The sequence below is a fragment of the Lonepinella sp. MS14434 genome (assembly GCF_042468235.1).
Lineage (GTDB): Bacteria > Pseudomonadota > Gammaproteobacteria > Enterobacterales > Pasteurellaceae > Lonepinella.
In genome coordinates this window covers 640,858-659,271 of sequence record NZ_CP170386.1, presented here as the reverse complement: position 1 = coordinate 659,271, position 18,414 = coordinate 640,858, and the positions used below count along the sequence as shown (strand labels likewise).

Genomic DNA, 18,414 nt, shown 5'->3' with positions numbered 1-18,414 from the left:
TGCGACACTCATTTGGCTAAATGCCATTGCTGAAATAAATAATAGTGCTAAGTTGTGGTATTTCATTTTCTCTCCTTATTAATTTCATTATGAAAGCATGTCTTTCATAATAGATTAGTCGTAGTCAAAACGAAATCCTTACAAAATATTTCATATTTTTATAAAAAAATACCGCACTTGATTAACTTTAAATTAAAGTGCGGTATTTTTCTAATAAATTTTTAACTACTTCGTCATGCGTTTATACTTAATCCGATGTGGTTGGGTTGCTGCCTCACCTAAAGTTTTCTTTTTCCATTCTTCGTAGTCGGTAAAGTTACCCTCATAGAACGTCACTTTACCCTCATCGCCGTAATCCAAAATATGGGTGGCGATACGGTCTAAGAACCAGCGGTCGTGGGAAATCACCATGGCACAGCCGGGGAATTCAAGAATGGCATTTTCCAACGCACGTAAGGTTTCTACGTCTAAGTCATTGGTCGGTTCGTCCAATAACAATACATTGCCACCACGTTGTAGCAGTTTAGCTAAATGCAAACGACCACGCTCACCGCCCGACAATTCGCCGACTCGTTTTTGCTGATCGACACCTTTAAAGTTAAAACGCCCCACATAAGCACGGCTTGGAATTTCGAAGTTACCGATAGTTAAAATATCCTGTCCGTTAGACACTTCTTCCCACACGGTTTTTTTGTCGTCCATCGCATCACGGAATTGATCCACAGACGCTAGGGTCACAGTTTCCCCTAAGGTAATGGAACCGCTATCTGGCTGTTCTTTGCCTGACAACATACGGAATAAGGTTGATTTTCCTGCCCCATTTGCTCCGATAATCCCCACGATCGCCCCTTTCGGAATGCTGAACGATAAATCATCAATCAAAGTGCGGTCGCCGTAAGATTTGGTTAAATGTTCAACTTCGATCACTTTATCCCCTAAACGTGGACCAGGTGGAATAAAGAGTTCGTTGGTTTCATTACGTTTTTGATATTCGCCTGAATTTAATTCTTCAAAACGTGCCATACGTGCTTTACTTTTCGCTTGACGACCTTTTGGATTTTGGCGAACCCATTCTAATTCTTTTTCAATAGATTTTTGACGAGCGGACTCCGTGGCTTGCTCTTGTGCTAAACGTTTTTCTTTTTGTTCTAACCAAGAAGAATAATTACCCTCCCATGGAATACCCTCACCACGATCAAGCTCTAAGATCCAACCCGCTACGTTATCTAAGAAATAACGGTCATGGGTAATGGCTACCACCGTTCCCTCGTAATCATGTAAGAAACGTTCTAACCACGCCACAGATTCTGCATCCAAGTGGTTGGTTGGTTCGTCTAATAACAACATATCGGGTTTTTCCAGCAATAAACGACACAATGCCACACGACGGCGTTCGCCCCCTGAAAGATGTTCAATCTTAGCGTCCCATTCTGGTAAACGTAAAGCATCGGCGGCACGCTCTAACTGGTTATCTAAATTATGTCCATCATGTGCTTGAATAATGGCCTCTAAATTAGCTTGTTCCGCAGCAAGTTTGTCAAAATCCGCATCAGGATCGGCATATAAAGCATACACTTCATCTAAACGAGTTAACGCATTTTTCACTTCTGAAACCGCTTCTTCAATGGCTTCACGCACAGTTTGTTGCGGATCTAATTTTGGTTCTTGCGGAAGATAACCGATTTTAATCCCCGGTTGTGGACGAGCTTCCCCCTCAAATTCTTTATCTACGCCAGCCATAATGCGTAATAAGGTGGATTTACCTGCACCGTTTAAACCAAGAACCCCGATTTTCGCCCCAGGGAAAAAGCTCAAGGAAATATCTTTCAAAATATGACGTTTCGGCGGAACAACCTTGCCTACTCGGTGCATAGTGAAAACGAATTGTGATGACATTTTTTATTCTCTCTTTATAAAATAAGGAAAGTGCGGTGAAAAATACCGCACTTTTTTGGATTTAAGGAATGATTATTTTCCAATTACTTCCAATCCGCCCATATAAGGACGTAATACTTCTGGCACGGTAATGGAACCATCAGCATTTTGATAATTTTCTAATACGGCAACTAAGGTACGACCCACGGCTAAACCAGAGCCATTTAAAGTATGTACTAAGCGAGTTTTCTTATCGCTTTTCGCACGGCAACGGGCTTGCATACGGCGAGCTTGGAAATCCCACATATTAGAACAAGATGAAATCTCACGATAGGTATTTTGAGCAGGTACCCATACTTCCAAATCATAGGTTTTGCACGAACCGAATCCCATATCACCGGTACAAAGCAACACTTTACGATATGGCAAATTCAATAATTGCAATACTTTTTCCGCATGACCTGTTAATTCTTCTAAGGCTTGCATGGAGGTTTCGGGCTCAACAATTTGGACTAATTCTACTTTGTCAAATTGGTGCATACGAATTAAACCACGTGTATCACGACCATAAGATCCCGCTTCGGAACGGAAACAAGGCGTGTGTGCGGTCATTTTTAACGGTAATTGTTCAGTGTCAAGAATTTCATCACGTACTAAGTTAGTGACTGGCACTTCTGCAGTTGGAATTAAAGCGTAAGGGACTTCACCCTCTAATGGTTTGGTATGGAACAAATCTTCACCAAATTTTGGTAATTGCCCTGTACCATACAAAGTATCGTGGTTGACTAAATAAGGCACATAAGCCTCCGTATAGCCATGTTGTTCGGTGTGTAAATCTAACATAAATTGAGCTAACGCACGGTGCATTTTAGCAATTGGTCCTTTCATTACCGCAAATCTTGCACCACTTAATTTTACTCCAGCCGAAAAATCTAAACCACCATTAAGCTGTTCACCTAAAGTCACATGATCTTTAATTTCAAAGTCAAATTGACGCGGTGTCCCCCAGCGAGAGATTTCTTTATTTTCGCTGTCATCTTTACCCAATGGTACTTCATCTGCGGGTAAATTTGGGATGGTTAAAGCAATTTCATTTAATTCCGCTAATACATCGTCTAACAATGCTTTCGCTTGCACTAACTCAATACCCATACTATCCACATCTTGTAGTAAGGATTCAATATTTTCGCCACGAGCTTTAGCAGCACCAATAGCTTTCGAACGAGTATTACGTTCAGCTTGTAAGGTTTCAGTTTTGACTTGTAAGGCTTTGCGTTGTTCTTCTAATTCGCTAACTTTCTCTACATCTAAATCAAAATTACGTTTTAATTTTAATAATTGAGCAGTTTTAGCAAGGTCATTGCGTAGTAAATTCGGATCGATCATTTTTATTCCTTATTATTAACACCGTAAAAATTGTTTTTATTCTATAACGATTTAGCTGGAATTTCCATTATTTCCACCGCACTTTTGTGCTTTGTTTATTGAGTTGGGTCAGCCAATCCAATTTTTCTTTTATTTTAACTTCCATACCACGGTTAGTTGGAAAATAGAATTGGGTATCTTTTAATTGTTGTGGAAAATAATTTTCACCTGCGGCATAGGCATTTGGTTCATCATGGGCATAACGGTATTCTGCACCTAACCCCATTTCTTTCATTAAATTCGTTGGAGCATTGCGTAAATGAATTGGTACATCATAATCTGGAGCTTGTTTTGCCAATTCTTTAGCTTGATTAAATGCACAATACACTGCATTGCTTTTCGGAGCAACCGCAAGATACACAATAGCTTGAGCAATAGCTCGTTCTCCCTCTGCTGCACCGACTCTGGTAAAACAATCCCATGCAGCCAATGCCACTTGCATAGCTCTTGGATCTGCATTGCCAATATCCTCTGACGCAATGGCTAATAAGCGACGAGCTACATATAAGGGATCGCCACCCGCAGTAATAATCCGAGCATACCAATATAAGGCGGCGTCAGGAGCCGAGCCTCGTACTGATTTATGCAAAGCAGAAATCAAATCATAAAATCGATCCCCTTGTTTATCAAAGCGAGCTTGCCGTTCACCTAGCACTTCGGTTAATAAAGTGCGGTGTAAAATCTTGCCATTTTTCTGATCTTCATCTGCCATATCCACCATTAATTCAAGACAATTCAACGCTAAACGAGCATCACCATTGACATATTCCGCTAATAATGCCAATAAATTATCTTCGATTTTTAACCGCAGTTTACCGAATCCTCGTTCAGGATCATCAATGGCTTGTTGTAATACCTGCTGAATATCTTGCTTATCTAGGGATTTTAAAATATACACTCTAGCACGAGATAGCAAGGCACTATTCAATTCAAAAGACGGATTTTCAGTAGTTGCTCCGATAAAAATAATCGTGCCATTTTCAATATGTGGCAGAAAAGCATCTTGCTGACTTTTATTAAAGCGATGCACCTCATCGACAAATAAAATGGTACGGCGATCATTGAGTTGATTCTGTTTAGCACGTTCAATAGCTTCTCGAATTTCTTTCACACCACTGGTAACAGCTGAAAGGCGTTCTACTTCGGCATTAATACGATGAGCAATAATTTCCGCTAACGTAGTTTTACCCGTCCCTGGAGGTCCCCATAAAATCATGGAATGAGCATGCCCCGCTTCAATGGCTTTACGCAGTGGCTTGCCTTGCTCGATCAAATGTGATTGTCCGCAATATTCATCTAAAGTGCGTGGTCGCATACGAGCGGCAAGTGGGCGGAAGTCAGTATCAGTGAAATTTAGGTTAAGGTTGGACATAAATTATCCTTTAGAACGGGGATAAAGGGCGTATGCAATACACCCTTATATCATTACTTTTTCTTCTTCCGCTGATCATCAAATTCAGCCTCTTTCGGTACACTGAACTGGAACACCGTATCGGCAATATTATCATTACGAATATTACGTAATATATATAGGTTTGATTGACCATCTTTCTCAATGGTACTAAAGCCTTTTAACACGCCATTCGCATCAATTCGCACATCAAATTGCTTAATATTGCTATTTTTAGCTTTCGGTTTTAACACAAACGTATCGCTATTTTGCACCACACTATATTGTTGCCAATGACCGTTATCATTGCTAGTTAACAACACAAAAGGGGTATTATTCACAGCTTCTGTTACCCAGTTTGCAGTCACTTGTTCCACAAAAGGATCGTAGAACCAGAGTGTTTTACCATCAGAAATAATTTGGCTTTCTTGCGGTGCTTTGGTATCCATGCGGAATAAATTCGGACGTTTAATCTGCAATGTACCTGCCCCCTGTTGTACTTGTTTACCATTCGCTGAACTGACATTCTGATTAAACTCTGCACTGAATATTTGCACTTTTTGCAAACGTGATTGTAATTCAGTAGCCGCATCCGCAAATACAAAAGGTGTTACCAATGCTAAAGTTAAAAGTGCGGTGATTTTTTGTGATATTTTTTTCATTATTCTACTTTCCTATTCTAATAATCAGGCGTACGTGTCAATAATTCACGTTTACCGTTACGCATTTCTGACACAATCCCTTGTTCTTCCAACTGATCCATTAAATTCGCAGCACGGTTAAAACCAATTTTCAAACGGCGTTGAATAAAGGACGTAGATGTCATGCCGGAATTCACTACAATCTCAACAGCTTTATCAAATAAAGGATCTAAATCCTCACTGTCCGAAGAAAACCCATTATCATCATCCTCACCATTATCATCAACACTTTCCAAAATAGATGAAATATAATTTGGTTTGCCCCTTGCACGCCAATCATCAGCGACTCTTGATACCTCATCATCAGACATATAAGCCCCATGAATTCGCACCAGATCAGTGGTACCGTTACCAAGATAAAGCATATCACCCATACCTAATAACGATTCCGCCCCATTCTGATCCAAAATGGTACGAGAGTCATTACGTTGTACTACCGTAAAGGCTATTCGGCTTGGAATATTCGATTTAATCAAGCCAGTAATGACATCGACAGAGGGACGTTGAGTAGCTAAAATTACGTGAATACCAACGGCACGTGCTTTCTGCGTTAAACGAGCAATCAGTTCTTCAATTTGTTTACCCACTTGCATCATTAAATCGGCAAACTCGTCCACTATGACAACAATATAATTCATTCGTTCTAATAATGGCGGCATACTATCTAGGGTATCACCTTGTTTCCATAAAGGATCAGGTACCCCAATCCCTTCTTCTCGCAATTTATCAAGACGTTCATTAAACCCCTCAATATTACGCACACGTAATTGCGATAATAACAAATAGCGACGTTCCATTTCATCCACACACCAACGCAACGCATTGGCTGCTTTTTTCATATCCGTAACCACTTCTGTCAGCAAATGTGGAATATCGTTATAAATCGACAATTCTACTACTTTCGGATCGATCATAATAAATTTGACTTCTTCAGGTTTTACTTTGAATAACAAACTTAAAATCATGGTATTAATCCCGACTGATTTCCCTGATCCAGTGGAACCTGCCACTAACAAATGTGGTGTTTTGGCTAAATCAATCACAATCGGTGTACCACTAATATCTTTGCCTAACGCCATCGGCAATAAAGCTTTACTATTACGGAACTCGTCACTATCTAACACATCACGTAATGGCACAATTTGGCGTTCTTTATTGGGGGTTTCAATGCCAATATAAGGCTTACCCGGAATACTTTCCGTCACACGAATCGCCCTAAACATTAACGCTCGAGCTAAATCCGTATCAATCCGACTCACCGAAGATGCTTTTACACCCGGTAATAATTCCAACTCATAACGTGTAACCACTGGACCAATTAACACACCTTTAACAGTAGCTTTAATTTTGAAATTTTGTAGTTGTTGCTCAATTCGTCTTGATGTTTCTCGAATTTGTTGTTCCGAAATATTTTGACTCTGTACTACACGTTTATCTAATAAATCTAATACCGGCAATTCAGTCGTTGGTTTTTCTTTGGCTTTATTATCACCGTACAATTCTACTAATTTATTAATCGGAACGGTACGCAAGCCATTTTGCAGTGGTTCTTCTTCAAATTCTGGTTCAACATCTATGTTATCCGCTAAATGTACATTTATTTGTTGAACCTGTGCCAAACGCTGCCGTTCTTTCTCAGCTTCTTGTTGTGCAAACTGCTCCGCTAATTCTGCTGAAAGCGTATCTAAACCTTCATTTTCTACCGGGGTTAACGGTTGAGCCGGGGTTAATTTTACGTCGGGAATAATCGGTGATGTGTTTTCTTCCGTTGGTAAACGCACATTTAACTGATTTCCAGCCAAGAAATCCGGCATTTCTTGTGGATTCTGCTGTGGTGGCACGGCTATCTTGATATTTTCTGCATCAACATCATTAGGTTGAGTAATTCTCACGTCCGGCAAAATGGGTTCTTCAAACTCAATTGGTTTAAAAGGTTCATTTTCTTCTATTATATTTTCAAATTCCGTTGACGTTTGTTGTTGATATTGTTGAGTCGTTTGTGCTTTACTCAATCCAGAAATATAAATCGGATCATATATATCACTTTCTTCTGATTCAATCGGCTGCTGAACTTGAATCTCTTGTTCAATTTCATCTTCTAAAACGCTTTGTTCTGTCGTTTGTTCAATATTTTCTTCTATAGGCTCATCATTTTTTACCGTTAACCAATTATAAAAATGCACTAATAAGCGAATCAAAGATGCACCCGAACAAAATACAAAACCAAGAATACTAAAACCAACCCCAAATAATAATAGACCAAATTGCCCCAATAACGGCACAGTATATTTGGTTAACATCCCTCCTAACACACCACCAGATAAATAGTCGTTAGTATTCGTGAGCAACATTGCTGATAATGCGGTTAAACCCAACATTAACAATACAAAACCGAATATTCTTAAGAAAAAACGAGTCCACGTTAGGCTATCTACCCGTTTAGTCCGAATAAAATAAATCGGTGCAATACACAATAAGAAAGGTAATAAATGCCCAACATAACCGAATAGCACAAAAAAGAGATCGAGCACCCAAGCACCAAAAGGTCCAGCTTTATTGCTCACTGCCTCTTGATAACTGGCTACCGACCACGCATTATCAAAGGGACTATAGCTCGACCAAGCGATAATCAAATAAAAACCGAAAAGTGCGGTCAATCCAAATAAAACTTCCACCAAATAATGTTTTGGTGAAAAACCGTCTGTTATTTTTCTAATCATGTTATTTTAATTGTAAAAAATTCGTTTGTTTCACTTCTTCCATAACTACAAAGGTGCGCGTATCATTTACACCAGGAAGACGTAATAACGTTGTACCAAGTAATTTACGATAAGCTGACATATCTGCCACACGTGTTTTGAGCAAATAGTCGAAATCACCAGAAACCAAATAACATTCTTGAATATCATCTAACAACTGAACGGCATCATTAAATTCTTCAAATACATCAGGTTTACCACGAACTAGCGTAATTTCAACGATGACCAGCAAGGGCGCTTCTAATAATTCTGGGTTTAATAAAGCCCTATAGCCCATAATAACCCCCTGTTTTTCTAAACGTTTTACACGTTCTAAACAAGGTGTTGGGGAAAGCCCAACTTTCTTAGATAAATCGATATTTGAAATTTTACCATTGCGTTGTAATTCATCAAGAATCTTGATATCAATCACATCAAAAGGTTTTGCTAATTTTTTATCCATATAAAGCACCCTATAAAAAGAATAAAATTCTGTCAACCAACAGTGAATATCTTAATATAGCAGTAAATCAGATAAGATTCAGTAAAAAATAACGTACTTAATGCTTTTTTTCTTATCTCCAATCATAAATTATTAAATATCAGCTGTTATCTAATTAGCGTTTGACCGTTTTTTATGCTTTATCTATAATAACCTTTTTATTTGGAGTGAAAAATGTTATCAACTATTGTGACTATGCACGTTGTTTCTGCATATTTAAGTTTATTCTTATTCGTTATTCGTGGATCTATGCAACTTTCGCAGAAAGACTGGCGTGCGGTAAAACTATTAAAAATTTTACCGCACATTTCGGATACTGTTTTACTGGCAACCGCATTATTTTTCTTCTTTAGCTTTGGTTTTTCTTGGTGGAAGATGACAAAACTCATCTGTTTTATCGGTTACGTCTTTTGTGCGGCAAAATTCTTTGGGAAAAAAGTTAACAATCCAAATCCAGTGTTTTTTGTCATCGGCGTATTATGTTTGCTTGGTGCAATGTTCTTAGGATATTCCCATTAATATAACAAAACCGCACTATTCCATAAAAAAAGTGCGGTTAATTTTCCAATCTTTTTTAACTTACCCACCAGTCAACTTGACCACAAAGCCTTTCTGGTCTAATAACTGTTTGAGTAAGTCTCGTTTCTCACCTTGAATTTCGATATTACCGTTCTTTACTGAACCGCCACAACCACAACGTTTTTTAAGATCTGCGGCGAGTTTTTTCAATTCATCATCAGACAGTTCCAAACCACTAATCACACAAACACCCACCCCTTTGCGACCGCTCGTTTGACGTTGAATACGCACCACACCATCACCTTTGGGACGTTCAACATTAGGCTTATCCGCCTTAATGCGACCCGTTTCCGTCGAATAAACTAAATCGTTCATTACAAATTCGCTAATGATGCATTAATGGCGCGCAATACTTCTGCGGGATTATCTGCTTGCGTAATTGGACGACCAATAACCAAATAATCAGAGCCAGCGCCTACAGCCGCAGCTGGTGTCATGACACGGCGTTGATCACCGAATTCACTGCCCACTGGACGAATCCCCGGCGTTACCAATTTAAAATTCTCACCACAGTTTTTGCGTAAAATTTCCACTTCTTGCGGCGAACAAACCACACCATCTAAGCCGGCACGTTGGGTTAAATGTGCTAAACGAATGACTTGTTCTAACGGTGATGCATTAATACCGATTTGTAATAAATCCAAGTCTTCCATACTGGTCAATACCGTCACACCAATTAACAACGGTGCATCTTTACCATAAGGCTGAAGGATATTTTTGGCTTCTTCCATCATACGCAAACCACCACTGGCATGCAAATCCACCATCCAAACGCCTAAGTCTGCCGCAGAACGTACCGCTCTTGCCACCGTATTCGGAATATCATGATATTTTAAGTCTAAGAATACATCAAATTTACGTTGATGTAATTGTTTGAGAAAATTTGTGCCTAAACTGGTAAACATTTCTTTACCCAATTTTAGACGACAAAGTGCAGGATCAATTTGATCCACTAGATTTAACGCATCAGATTCATTTTCATAATCTAAAGCTACAATAATTTTACTATCCATATTTATTCCTTATACACTTAGTTGAATACTTTTTTAATTCGGCAAATCAATGCCACGAACCGGCTTGACTTTTTCCCATTGACGACAAGAAGGGCAACACCAGATTAATTTATGGCTTTGATAACCACAGTTGGTACAACGATAATCAAATCCTTGTTTAATATGCTCACCAACCATTTTATGCAATAACACAAGGCTATCTTTACCACGCCCATTTTCAGCGTCATCAATTTGATATTGAATAAAACGGTGAAACAAAAACATATTCGGGTTAGTCCCGATCTTTTGATATACTTTACTTTGTGCTATTGCACGACTATCTTTTTGTTCAATTACATCGGCCAAGGCCAGATCTACACTAACATTGCCACTCAATTGACTAGCTCGTACCAAAAATAATTCAAAATTATCCAGTAATCCTAATTGTTGATAACAATCTTTTAACTGGGGTAATATTTCTCCCACATAATCCGCATTTTGATTAAGTACATTTTCTAAAATTTTCACCGCACTTTTAAAATCTTTTCGCTGAATATACCATTCTCCCAACATCATTGATGCTCTTACACAATTAGGCGACACTTTTAAAGCTTGTTCGAGTAAGTCTTTTTGATTTTCTTTACTCTCTGTAGATAATAAATTTGCATACTCACAATAATATTGTGCCAGTTCAATATTATCAGTTTTTGGGGCAATCTTGGCTAATTTTTCTGCTACATTAATGGCTTTTTTCCATTCTTTAGTTTTTTGATAAATAATCGCCAGTTGTTGCAACGCCCCCTCGGCAAATTCAGGTTCATCTACCAGCACAATATACAAATTTTCAGCCCGATCAAAAAAACCCACCGACATAAAATCTTTAGCGAGTTGTTGTTTGGCTAATAATTTCTGCTCAAAAGAATAATTTGGACTACGATCTAATGCCTGATGAATACGTAATGCACGATCTACTTCACCACGAGAACGGAATAAATTACCTAGGGTTAATTCTGCTTCAAATTGTGAGCGATGTTCAATCGCATTTTCAGTTTCTTGCTTTTGTAGCATTTCTAAAAACAGATCTACCGCTTTTTCAGTTTGATTAGATAACAGAAAATTCATCCCTGTGACATAATCACGAGAAAATTTATTGCTTACCTCTTCCTGGTCTTTTTTTGCACTACGATGCCCCATATACCAACCATAGGCTGCGGCAATCGGTAAAAGCAGAAAGAGTAATTCAATCATTTTTACGCAGCCTTATTCAGACTTGAAGTTAATTCATTTATTTGTTGGGTTTGACGTTTAATTTGACGAGATAATGCCATATTTTTAATTTTAATCCGAAGATAAAAAATACCTGTGATTAACCACCCTAAAATTAAGCCGAGACCAAATAATATCGCTACAAGGGTGGAAAGTTTAAAATCACTTTCTGCCACAATATAGTTAAAGGTAATAACTTGATCATTGTTTGCACCCACTGTAATAGCGACTAATATCACTGCAATGGTAACAACCAATCCTAAAAGATACTTCAACATAATATTTCCCCTTTATATTAGAATCTTCTTATATTTTATTATGCCAAAAATAATGATAAAAAACGACACTTAAATAGTGTCGTTCTTGATATTTATTGCCGATAAACCTAATAATTATTGATCGACACGTTCTTTTAATTCTTTCCCTACTTTAAAGTGTGGTACACATTTTGCTTGTAATTTAACACTTTCACCTGTTTTTGGATTACGCCCCACCCTTGGCTGACGACAATGCAAGGAAAAACTACCAAAGCCACGCACTTCAATACGATCGCCATTCTCAAGGGTTTGAGAAAGCTGTTCTAAAATCTCTTTTACTGAGTTTTCAACAGTTTTTACTGCAAGAGATGGATGCTTTTCAATTAATGCATCAATAAGTTCTGATTTAGTTGTCATAAGATATTCCTTGTTTTGAGATAATAAAACAACCTAATTACTCGTTGTAAAAATTAATAATTAAGTTGTCTCACTACAACTGCGGTGAAAATATTTTATATTTTTATTATAACTGACGTGCCGAAACACGCCAGCTTAATTTTATTCAGCGATAAAATTATTATTCGCCTTTCGCTTGAGCAAATGCTGCTGCCATTGCATTAGGAATAGCCACTTCTTCTTGTTTGCTATTTACACTTGCCATTGCTGCCGCTTCTTCTGCTTGATCTTTCGCTTTTACAGATAAGTGAACAATACGAGACTTGCGATCTACGCCTGTGTATTTCGCTTCAACCACATCACCTGCTGCCACTTCGCTAGTTAAGTCTGCTGCACGGATATAGCCTTCAACGCCACCCGCTAATTCAACTTTAGCCCCTTTGCTGTCGGCTTCAACCACAGTTGCTGATACCACAGCACCTTTTTTGGTATCCGCTAAGAAATTGTTGAATGGATCAGATTCAAGTTGTTTAATACCTAAAGAAATACGTTCTTTGGCTGAATCAACTTGTAACACAACGGCTGCGACTTCGTCACCTTTTTTGTATTGACGAACAGCTTCTTCACCTTGTACATTCCAAGAAATGTCAGACAAGTGAACTAAACCATCAATGCCACCTTCAAGACCGATGAAGATACCAAAATCAGTGATTGATTTGATTTTACCTTCAACTTTGTCGCCTTTATTGTGAGTTTCAGCGAATTGTAACCAAGGATTTGGTTTGCATTGTTTTAAGCCTAAAGAAATACGACGACGTTCTTCGTCAATTTCTAACACCATCACTTCAACAACATCACCAAGGCTGACAACTTTAGATGGGTGAATGTTTTTGTTAGTCCAATCCATTTCTGAAACGTGAACTAAACCTTCAACACCGTCTAAAATCTCAACAAAACAGCCGTAATCCGTTAAGTTAGTCACTTTACCTGTTAATTTGCTGTTTACTGGGTGATTTTCAGCAATCGCCGCCCAAGGATCTTGACCTAATTGTTTTAAGCCTAAAGACACACGAGTACGATCTTTGTCGAATTTTAATACTTTAACCGTGATTTCATCACCAACATTAACGATTTCGCCTGGGTGTTTAACACGTTTCCAAGCCATATCAGTGATGTGTAATAAACCATCAACACCGCCTAAGTCAACGAATGCACCGTACTCAGTTAAATTTTTAACCACACCTTTAACTTCTGCCCCTTCTGCAAGATTCGCTAATACTTCATCACGGTCTTGATTGCTTTCAGATTCAATAACCGCACGACGTGAAACAACAACGTTGTTACGTTTTTGGTCTAATTTGATAACTTTGAATTCTACTTCTTTACCGAGTAAATGGTCTGCATCACGAGTTGGACGAGTATCTACTAATGAACCTGGTAAAAACGCACGCACACCGTTTAATTCAACAGTGAAACCGCCTTTCACTTTACCATTCACTAAACCGATCACGCTGGCTTGAGCTTCGAATGCTTTTTCTAATTCGATCCAAGATTCGTGACGTACCGCTTTCTCACGAGAAAGTTTAGTTTCACCGAAACCGTCTTCAACTGCATCTAATGCAACGTTTACTACGTCGCCAATTTTAACCTCAACTTCACCTTGAGCATTAGTGAACTCTTCAGCTGGAATACGAGCTTCAGATTTTAAACCTGCATCCACGTAAACAAAGCCTTTTTCGATAGCAACAACTGTACCGCTAACGATAGAGCCTAAACGAGTTTCAAGGTTATTTAATGATTCTTCAAATAGTTGAGCGAAAGATTCTGACATAATTAATCTTCTTTAATAAGTTAATAACATCCACTTTTTAATCCATAATAAGTGGGGTTGATAATAATAGTCTATCCGTCCTTGAATAAACCGAAAAATGTATTTGAAATTAGCTTTTCACTTTCTGATGAATATAATCCAATGCTTGCAAAATCACTTCATCAATGGACAATTCCGTACTGTCTAACAATAACGCATCATCCGCAGGTTTCAGTGGTGCAACCGCTCGATTTCTATCCCGAAAGTCACGATCTTGAATCTCGGCTAAAATCTGTGCAAAGTTACCATTAATTCCTTTATTTTGCAACTGTTTAAATCGTCTTTTTGCTCTTTCTTCGCTACTTGCGTCTAAAAATAGCTTCACTTGGGCATCAGGGAACACCACCGTCCCCATATCACGTCCATCGGCAATCAAGCCTTTCCCTTGTTGAGCAAAATCTTGTTGCAACTGCAAAAGTGCGGTACGAACTTGCGGAAAAATTGCCACTTTAGAGGCAGCTTCGGCAACTGCCTGCGTTCTAATCTGACCACTAACATTTTCACCATTTAAAAAAATACTCACTTCACCTTTTTCAGGTAAAAACTGTACTTTCAAATGACGAGCCAATTCAGCTAATGCCAATTCATCATCTAATTTCACCGCACTTTTAAGTGCTGCCAATGCCGTTACCCGATAAATCGCCCCACTATCTAATAACGCAAAGCCCAATTTCTCCGCCAAAGCATAACAAAGTGTCCCTTTGCCTGCACCACTCGGACCATCAACGGTAATAATGATCTTTTTCATGATTCTCCTTCATTTTTATTTTTGGCAGATTATAAAGACTAGTTACAAACATAGCTACTCTTTTATATGCCTTGAATATCTTGTATATAATTAATTTCTTTTGTGTATTTTTAGGCAATTGATCTGTTTCCAAACTATCACCTAAAGGACATAATTGGAATAATATGTGCTATACAACTATTGAATTATGGTACTTTTTGTCTGGATATTTATGCAAATTTTGGGATGCAGATTAATGTCTCTTCACTTTTCCTAATCATTTATATCCTTCATTAATCGTCTTAATCCAAAAGAAAAAGAACCAGTATTCAATTAATAACAGGATAACAATACAAATTCTGCCATAAATTGGCGTAAAGTAGAAACTGATTGCCATCATCACAGTGGATAAAGTCAAAATTGAAATTTTAGATTTCTTGGTTAAAGCACGTTGTTCATCAAAAGATTTTAAGTGTTTTTTATAAATTTCCGTTTGCAAAAACCATTGATGTAAACGTTGAGAACTTTTGCCAAAGAAGAACAGAGCCAACAATAAAAAAGGCGTGGTAGGCATCACGGGTAAAAATGCACCAATAACCCCTAATCCGATACAAATAAATCCTAATCCAATATATAAAAATCTCATTTTATTCCTTATAAAATTTAACAATACTAACTTGATTTGCTACAATCCATCTCAATATAACAAGATTATATCGGAAATGAAAATCAATATTAAATATCAAAGGATAGATTATGACAAATCCATTACTAGAAAACAATAAATTACCCCCATTCTCTCGCATTGAACCACAATATATTCAACCAGCTGTCGAAAAATTAATCCAAGATTGCCGTGATGTCACTGAACAGGTGTTAAAACAACCGCAGTTTACTTGGCAAAATTTTTATCAGCCATTGGCGGAAGTTAATGATCGTCTAAGTAAGGCTTGGTCCCCAGTTGGGCATTTAAATGCGGTGAAAAATAGCCCTGAATTACGTGATGCCTATCAAGCCTGTCTGCCTTTATTGTCGGAATACGGTACTTGGGTAGGACAACATCAGGGCTTATATCAAGCCTATTTAAGTTTAAAAAATAGCCCTGAATTTGCCACCTATTCCACAGCCCAAAAGAAAGCGATTGAAAACAGCCTGCGTGATTTCGAATTATCTGGTATTTCTTTACCACCAGAACAACAAAAACGCTATGGTGAAATTGTCGCTCGTTTATCAGATTTAACATCACAGTTTAGTAATAATGTGCTAGATGCAACTATGGGTTGGGAAAAAGTGATTACCGATGAAAAAGAGCTATCTGGCTTGCCTGAAAGTGCGTTGCAATTAGCTAAACAATCGGCAGAAAGCAAAGGTTTACAAGGCTATCGTTTTACACTTGAAATGCCAAGCTATTTGCCTGTGTTGACTTATTGTGAAAATCAAGCGTTACGTGAAGAAATGTATCGTGCTTATGCTACTCGAGCATCGGATCAAGGACCTAATGCAGGAAAATGGGATAACTCCGCCATTATGGATGAAATTCTAACCTTACGCTTAGAACTCGCTAAATTATTAGGATTTGAACATTATACTGATCTTTCATTAGCCACTAAAATGGCAGAAAATCCACAACAAGTATTAGATTTCCTTGAAAATTTAGCTACTCGCTCAAAAGCACAGGGGGAAAAAGAACTTTGTGAATTAAAAGCCTTTGCGGTTAAAAATTATAATGTAACCTATTTTGAACCTTGGGATATTGCCTTTTATAGTGAAAAACAAAAACAAGCGTTATATGCTATTAATGATGAAGAACTTCGCCCTTATTTCCCTGAAGAACGGGTACTTTCAGGTTTATTTGAACTTGTGCAACGCATTTTTAATATTCGTGCAGTAGAACGTTTTGATGTGGAAACCTATCATAAAGATGTGCGTTTCTTTGATTTAATCGATCAGACGGATGAAGTACGCGGCAGTTTTTATTTAGATTTATACGCTCGTGAACACAAACGTGGTGGTGCATGGATGGATGATTGTATTGGTCGCAAACGAAAAACAGACGGCTCATTACAAAAACCTGTCGCCTATTTAACCTGTAACTTTAATGCTCCAATCGGGGATAAACCAGCGTTATTTACTCACGATGAAGTTACTACCCTATTCCATGAATTTGGGCATGGTATTCATCATCTGTTAACACTGATTGATGTGGGGGATGTATCTGGGATTAATGGTGTGCCTTGGGATGCAGTGGAATTACCAAGTCAATTTATGGAAAACTGGTGTTGGGAAGAAGATGCGTTAGCCTTTATTTCAGGGCATTATCAAACTGGCGAACCATTACCAAAAGAAAAATTGACACAGTTGATTAAGGCGAAAAATTTCCAAGCTGCGATGTTTGTATTACGTCAATTAGAATTTGGCTTGTTTGATTTCCGTCTGCATCATCATTATCAAGTGGGCAAAGCTAATCAAGTGTTAGACACGTTAAAAGCCGTGAAAGATCAAGTGGCTGTGATTAAAGGTGTGGACTGGGTAAGAACCCCTCATAGTTTTAGCCATATTTTTGCTGGTGGTTATGCTGCAGGTTATTACAGCTATTTATGGGCAGAAGTATTATCCGCCGATGCCTATTCTCGTTTTGAAGAAGAGGGTATTTTTAACCCTGTCACAGGACAATCTTTCCTTGATGAAATCTTAACTCGTGGTGGTTCAGAAGAACCGATGCAACTGTTTGAGCGGTTCCGTGGTCGTAAACCAACCTTAGATGCGTTATTACGCCATAAAGGAATTTTGGACAAGGTGGAAAAAGCCCCCTGTGTCACGAAACAATAGCATCACAAAACAATAGTAACCCCGTTAACAAATTAAGTAAGGAGGTTTTATGAGTATTTTAGTCACTGGTGCATCCGCTGGTTTTGGCAAAGCTATATGTAAAAGTTTAGTTAAAGCTGGCTATAAAGTGATTGGTGCAGCACGCCGCTTAGAGAAATTACAAGCATTACAAACCGAACTCGGGGAGAATTTTTATCCCCTTGTGATGGACGTGTCAAAAACAAGCGAAATTGACACCGCACTTGCTAGCCTACCAACCGAATGGGCGGAGATTGAATTGTTAGTCAATAACGCTGGTCTTGCCCTAGGTTTAGAACCCGCTCATCAAGCTCATTTTGATGACTGGCTAACCATGATTAATACCAATATTATCGGTTTAACTTATTTAACTCGCCAAATTTTACCTAAAATGGTAGAACGCAACCAAGGGCATATTATTAATTTAGGCTCTATTGCTGGCACTTATCCTTACCCTGGTGGTAATGTTTATGGTGCGACCAAAGCCTTTGTTAAACAATTTAGTTTAAATTTGAGAGCGGATTTAGCTGGCACAGCTATTCGAGTAACCAACGTTGAACCTGGGTTATGTGGCGGAACAGAATTCTCAAATGTGCGTTTTAAGGGGGATGATGAAAAAGCGACTAACCTGTATAAAGGCACAAATGCTATTCAACCTGAAGATATTGCTAATGCCGTGTTATGGATTTATCAACAACCTGCTCACGTTAATATTAATCGGATCGAGATTATGCCTGTGTCGCAGAGTTTTGCGGCGTTGAATGTAGCAAAAAATTAGTCAAAAAATACCGCACTTGAATATGATCTGCATCGTAATGAGTTGGTTATTAGTCTAACTTTTAGGTTCAG

Annotated in this window: 17 protein-coding genes; 3 read left to right on the top strand and 14 right to left on the bottom strand. The window is 38.3% G+C overall.

What is annotated here, in order from left to right; all coding sequences use genetic code 11:
• Positions 1 to 225: 225 nt before the first annotated feature.
• The 6 genes from ettA to lrp all read right to left on the bottom strand — a co-directional run bounded on the left by ettA (position 226) and on the right by lrp (position 8,592).
• Complete coding sequence (gene ettA / locus O1Q79_RS03315) at positions 226 to 1,896, bottom strand: energy-dependent translational throttle protein EttA (protein ID WP_386692939.1); 1,671 nt, start codon at positions 1,894 to 1,896, stop codon at positions 226 to 228.
• A gap of 72 nt (positions 1,897 to 1,968) precedes the next feature.
• Positions 1,969 to 3,261: a serine--tRNA ligase gene (gene serS / locus O1Q79_RS03310; protein ID WP_386692938.1), complete on the bottom strand. Its 1,293-nt coding sequence runs from the start codon at positions 3,259 to 3,261 to the stop codon at positions 1,969 to 1,971.
• 67 nt (positions 3,262 to 3,328) lie between these two features.
• Positions 3,329 to 4,672: a replication-associated recombination protein A gene (locus O1Q79_RS03305; protein ID WP_386692937.1), complete on the bottom strand. Its 1,344-nt coding sequence runs from the start codon at positions 4,670 to 4,672 to the stop codon at positions 3,329 to 3,331.
• 53 nt (positions 4,673 to 4,725) lie between these two features.
• Positions 4,726 to 5,352, bottom strand: a complete 627-nt coding sequence (gene lolA / locus O1Q79_RS03300; RefSeq protein ID WP_386692935.1) for an outer membrane lipoprotein chaperone LolA — start codon at positions 5,350 to 5,352, stop codon at positions 4,726 to 4,728.
• Positions 5,353 to 5,369: 17 nt separating this feature from the next.
• Positions 5,370 to 8,111: a DNA translocase FtsK gene (locus O1Q79_RS03295; RefSeq protein ID WP_386692934.1), complete on the bottom strand. Its 2,742-nt coding sequence runs from the start codon at positions 8,109 to 8,111 to the stop codon at positions 5,370 to 5,372.
• A gap of 1 nt (position 8,112) precedes the next feature.
• The gene (lrp, locus tag O1Q79_RS03290) at positions 8,113 to 8,592 is read right to left on the bottom strand and encodes a leucine-responsive transcriptional regulator Lrp (protein ID WP_386692933.1); all 480 of its coding nucleotides are present in this window, start codon (positions 8,590 to 8,592) and stop codon (positions 8,113 to 8,115) included.
• 213 nt (positions 8,593 to 8,805) lie between these two features.
• Between lrp and O1Q79_RS03285 the strand changes: the two genes are divergently transcribed.
• Positions 8,806 to 9,150, top strand: a complete 345-nt coding sequence (locus tag O1Q79_RS03285; protein WP_386692932.1) for a SirB2 family protein — start codon at positions 8,806 to 8,808, stop codon at positions 9,148 to 9,150.
• Positions 9,151 to 9,210: 60 nt separating this feature from the next.
• Here O1Q79_RS03285 and yciH read toward each other — a convergent pair whose 3' ends face one another.
• The 8 genes from yciH to O1Q79_RS03245 form a co-directional block, all read right to left on the bottom strand.
• Positions 9,211 to 9,525, bottom strand: a complete 315-nt coding sequence (gene yciH / locus O1Q79_RS03280) for a stress response translation initiation inhibitor YciH (protein ID WP_386692931.1) — start codon at positions 9,523 to 9,525, stop codon at positions 9,211 to 9,213.
• Positions 9,525 to 10,223: an orotidine-5'-phosphate decarboxylase gene (gene pyrF, locus O1Q79_RS03275; RefSeq protein ID WP_386692930.1), complete on the bottom strand. Its 699-nt coding sequence runs from the start codon at positions 10,221 to 10,223 to the stop codon at positions 9,525 to 9,527. Before pyrF ends, yciH begins: the two co-directional genes overlap by 1 nt.
• Before the next feature lie 33 nt (positions 10,224 to 10,256).
• Entirely contained in the window at positions 10,257 to 11,450 is a 1,194-nt protein-coding gene (gene lapB / locus O1Q79_RS03270; protein ID WP_386692929.1) for a lipopolysaccharide assembly protein LapB, read from the bottom strand.
• Between the two features lie 2 nt (positions 11,451 to 11,452).
• Positions 11,453 to 11,746 carry a LapA family protein gene (locus O1Q79_RS03265; protein WP_386692927.1) on the bottom strand — a complete coding sequence of 98 codons (294 nt, stop codon included), beginning with the start codon at positions 11,744 to 11,746 and terminating at the stop codon, positions 11,453 to 11,455.
• A 114-nt stretch (positions 11,747 to 11,860) separates the two neighbouring features.
• Positions 11,861 to 12,142, bottom strand: a complete 282-nt coding sequence (locus O1Q79_RS03260) for an integration host factor subunit beta (RefSeq protein WP_132300556.1) — start codon at positions 12,140 to 12,142, stop codon at positions 11,861 to 11,863.
• 160 nt (positions 12,143 to 12,302) lie between these two features.
• Positions 12,303 to 13,952: a 30S ribosomal protein S1 gene (rpsA, locus tag O1Q79_RS03255; RefSeq protein ID WP_386692926.1), complete on the bottom strand. Its 1,650-nt coding sequence runs from the start codon at positions 13,950 to 13,952 to the stop codon at positions 12,303 to 12,305.
• Between the two features lie 109 nt (positions 13,953 to 14,061).
• Positions 14,062 to 14,739, bottom strand: a complete 678-nt coding sequence (gene cmk, locus O1Q79_RS03250) for a (d)CMP kinase (protein WP_386692924.1) — start codon at positions 14,737 to 14,739, stop codon at positions 14,062 to 14,064.
• A gap of 256 nt (positions 14,740 to 14,995) precedes the next feature.
• Positions 14,996 to 15,364: a YbaN family protein gene (locus O1Q79_RS03245; protein ID WP_386692923.1), complete on the bottom strand. Its 369-nt coding sequence runs from the start codon at positions 15,362 to 15,364 to the stop codon at positions 14,996 to 14,998.
• Between the two features lie 110 nt (positions 15,365 to 15,474).
• On the opposite strand from O1Q79_RS03245, the gene prlC reads away from it, so the two are divergent.
• The gene (prlC, locus tag O1Q79_RS03240) at positions 15,475 to 17,547 is read left to right on the top strand and encodes an oligopeptidase A (RefSeq protein ID WP_386692922.1); all 2,073 of its coding nucleotides are present in this window, start codon (positions 15,475 to 15,477) and stop codon (positions 17,545 to 17,547) included.
• Between the two features lie 49 nt (positions 17,548 to 17,596).
• Positions 17,597 to 18,343, top strand: a complete 747-nt coding sequence (locus O1Q79_RS03235) for an SDR family oxidoreductase (RefSeq protein ID WP_386692921.1) — start codon at positions 17,597 to 17,599, stop codon at positions 18,341 to 18,343.
• Positions 18,344 to 18,414: the final 71 nt, after the last annotated feature.

Excerpts from the sequence above, each read along its gene's own strand:
- ettA (WP_386692939.1), bottom strand. The coding sequence starts at position 1,896 with ATGTCATCACAATTCGTTTTCACTATGCACCGAGTAGGCAAGGTTGTT.
- serS (WP_386692938.1), bottom strand. The coding sequence starts at position 3,261 with ATGATCGATCCGAATTTACTACGCAATGACCTTGCTAAAACTGCTCAA.
- O1Q79_RS03305 (WP_386692937.1), bottom strand. The coding sequence starts at position 4,672 with ATGTCCAACCTTAACCTAAATTTCACTGATACTGACTTCCGCCCACTT.
- lolA (WP_386692935.1), bottom strand. The coding sequence starts at position 5,352 with ATGAAAAAAATATCACAAAAAATCACCGCACTTTTAACTTTAGCATTG.
- O1Q79_RS03295 (WP_386692934.1), bottom strand. The coding sequence starts at position 8,111 with ATGATTAGAAAAATAACAGACGGTTTTTCACCAAAACATTATTTGGTG.
- lrp (WP_386692933.1), bottom strand. The coding sequence starts at position 8,592 with ATGGATAAAAAATTAGCAAAACCTTTTGATGTGATTGATATCAAGATT.
- O1Q79_RS03285 (WP_386692932.1), top strand. The coding sequence starts at position 8,806 with ATGTTATCAACTATTGTGACTATGCACGTTGTTTCTGCATATTTAAGT.
- yciH (WP_386692931.1), bottom strand. The coding sequence starts at position 9,525 with ATGAACGATTTAGTTTATTCGACGGAAACGGGTCGCATTAAGGCGGAT.
- pyrF (WP_386692930.1), bottom strand. The coding sequence starts at position 10,223 with ATGGATAGTAAAATTATTGTAGCTTTAGATTATGAAAATGAATCTGAT.
- lapB (WP_386692929.1), bottom strand. The coding sequence starts at position 11,450 with ATGATTGAATTACTCTTTCTGCTTTTACCGATTGCCGCAGCCTATGGT.
- O1Q79_RS03265 (WP_386692927.1), bottom strand. The coding sequence starts at position 11,746 with ATGTTGAAGTATCTTTTAGGATTGGTTGTTACCATTGCAGTGATATTA.
- O1Q79_RS03260 (WP_132300556.1), bottom strand. The coding sequence starts at position 12,142 with ATGACAACTAAATCAGAACTTATTGATGCATTAATTGAAAAGCATCCA.
- rpsA (WP_386692926.1), bottom strand. The coding sequence starts at position 13,952 with ATGTCAGAATCTTTCGCTCAACTATTTGAAGAATCATTAAATAACCTT.
- cmk (WP_386692924.1), bottom strand. The coding sequence starts at position 14,739 with ATGAAAAAGATCATTATTACCGTTGATGGTCCGAGTGGTGCAGGCAAA.
- O1Q79_RS03245 (WP_386692923.1), bottom strand. The coding sequence starts at position 15,364 with ATGAGATTTTTATATATTGGATTAGGATTTATTTGTATCGGATTAGGG.
- prlC (WP_386692922.1), top strand. The coding sequence starts at position 15,475 with ATGACAAATCCATTACTAGAAAACAATAAATTACCCCCATTCTCTCGC.
- O1Q79_RS03235 (WP_386692921.1), top strand. The coding sequence starts at position 17,597 with ATGAGTATTTTAGTCACTGGTGCATCCGCTGGTTTTGGCAAAGCTATA.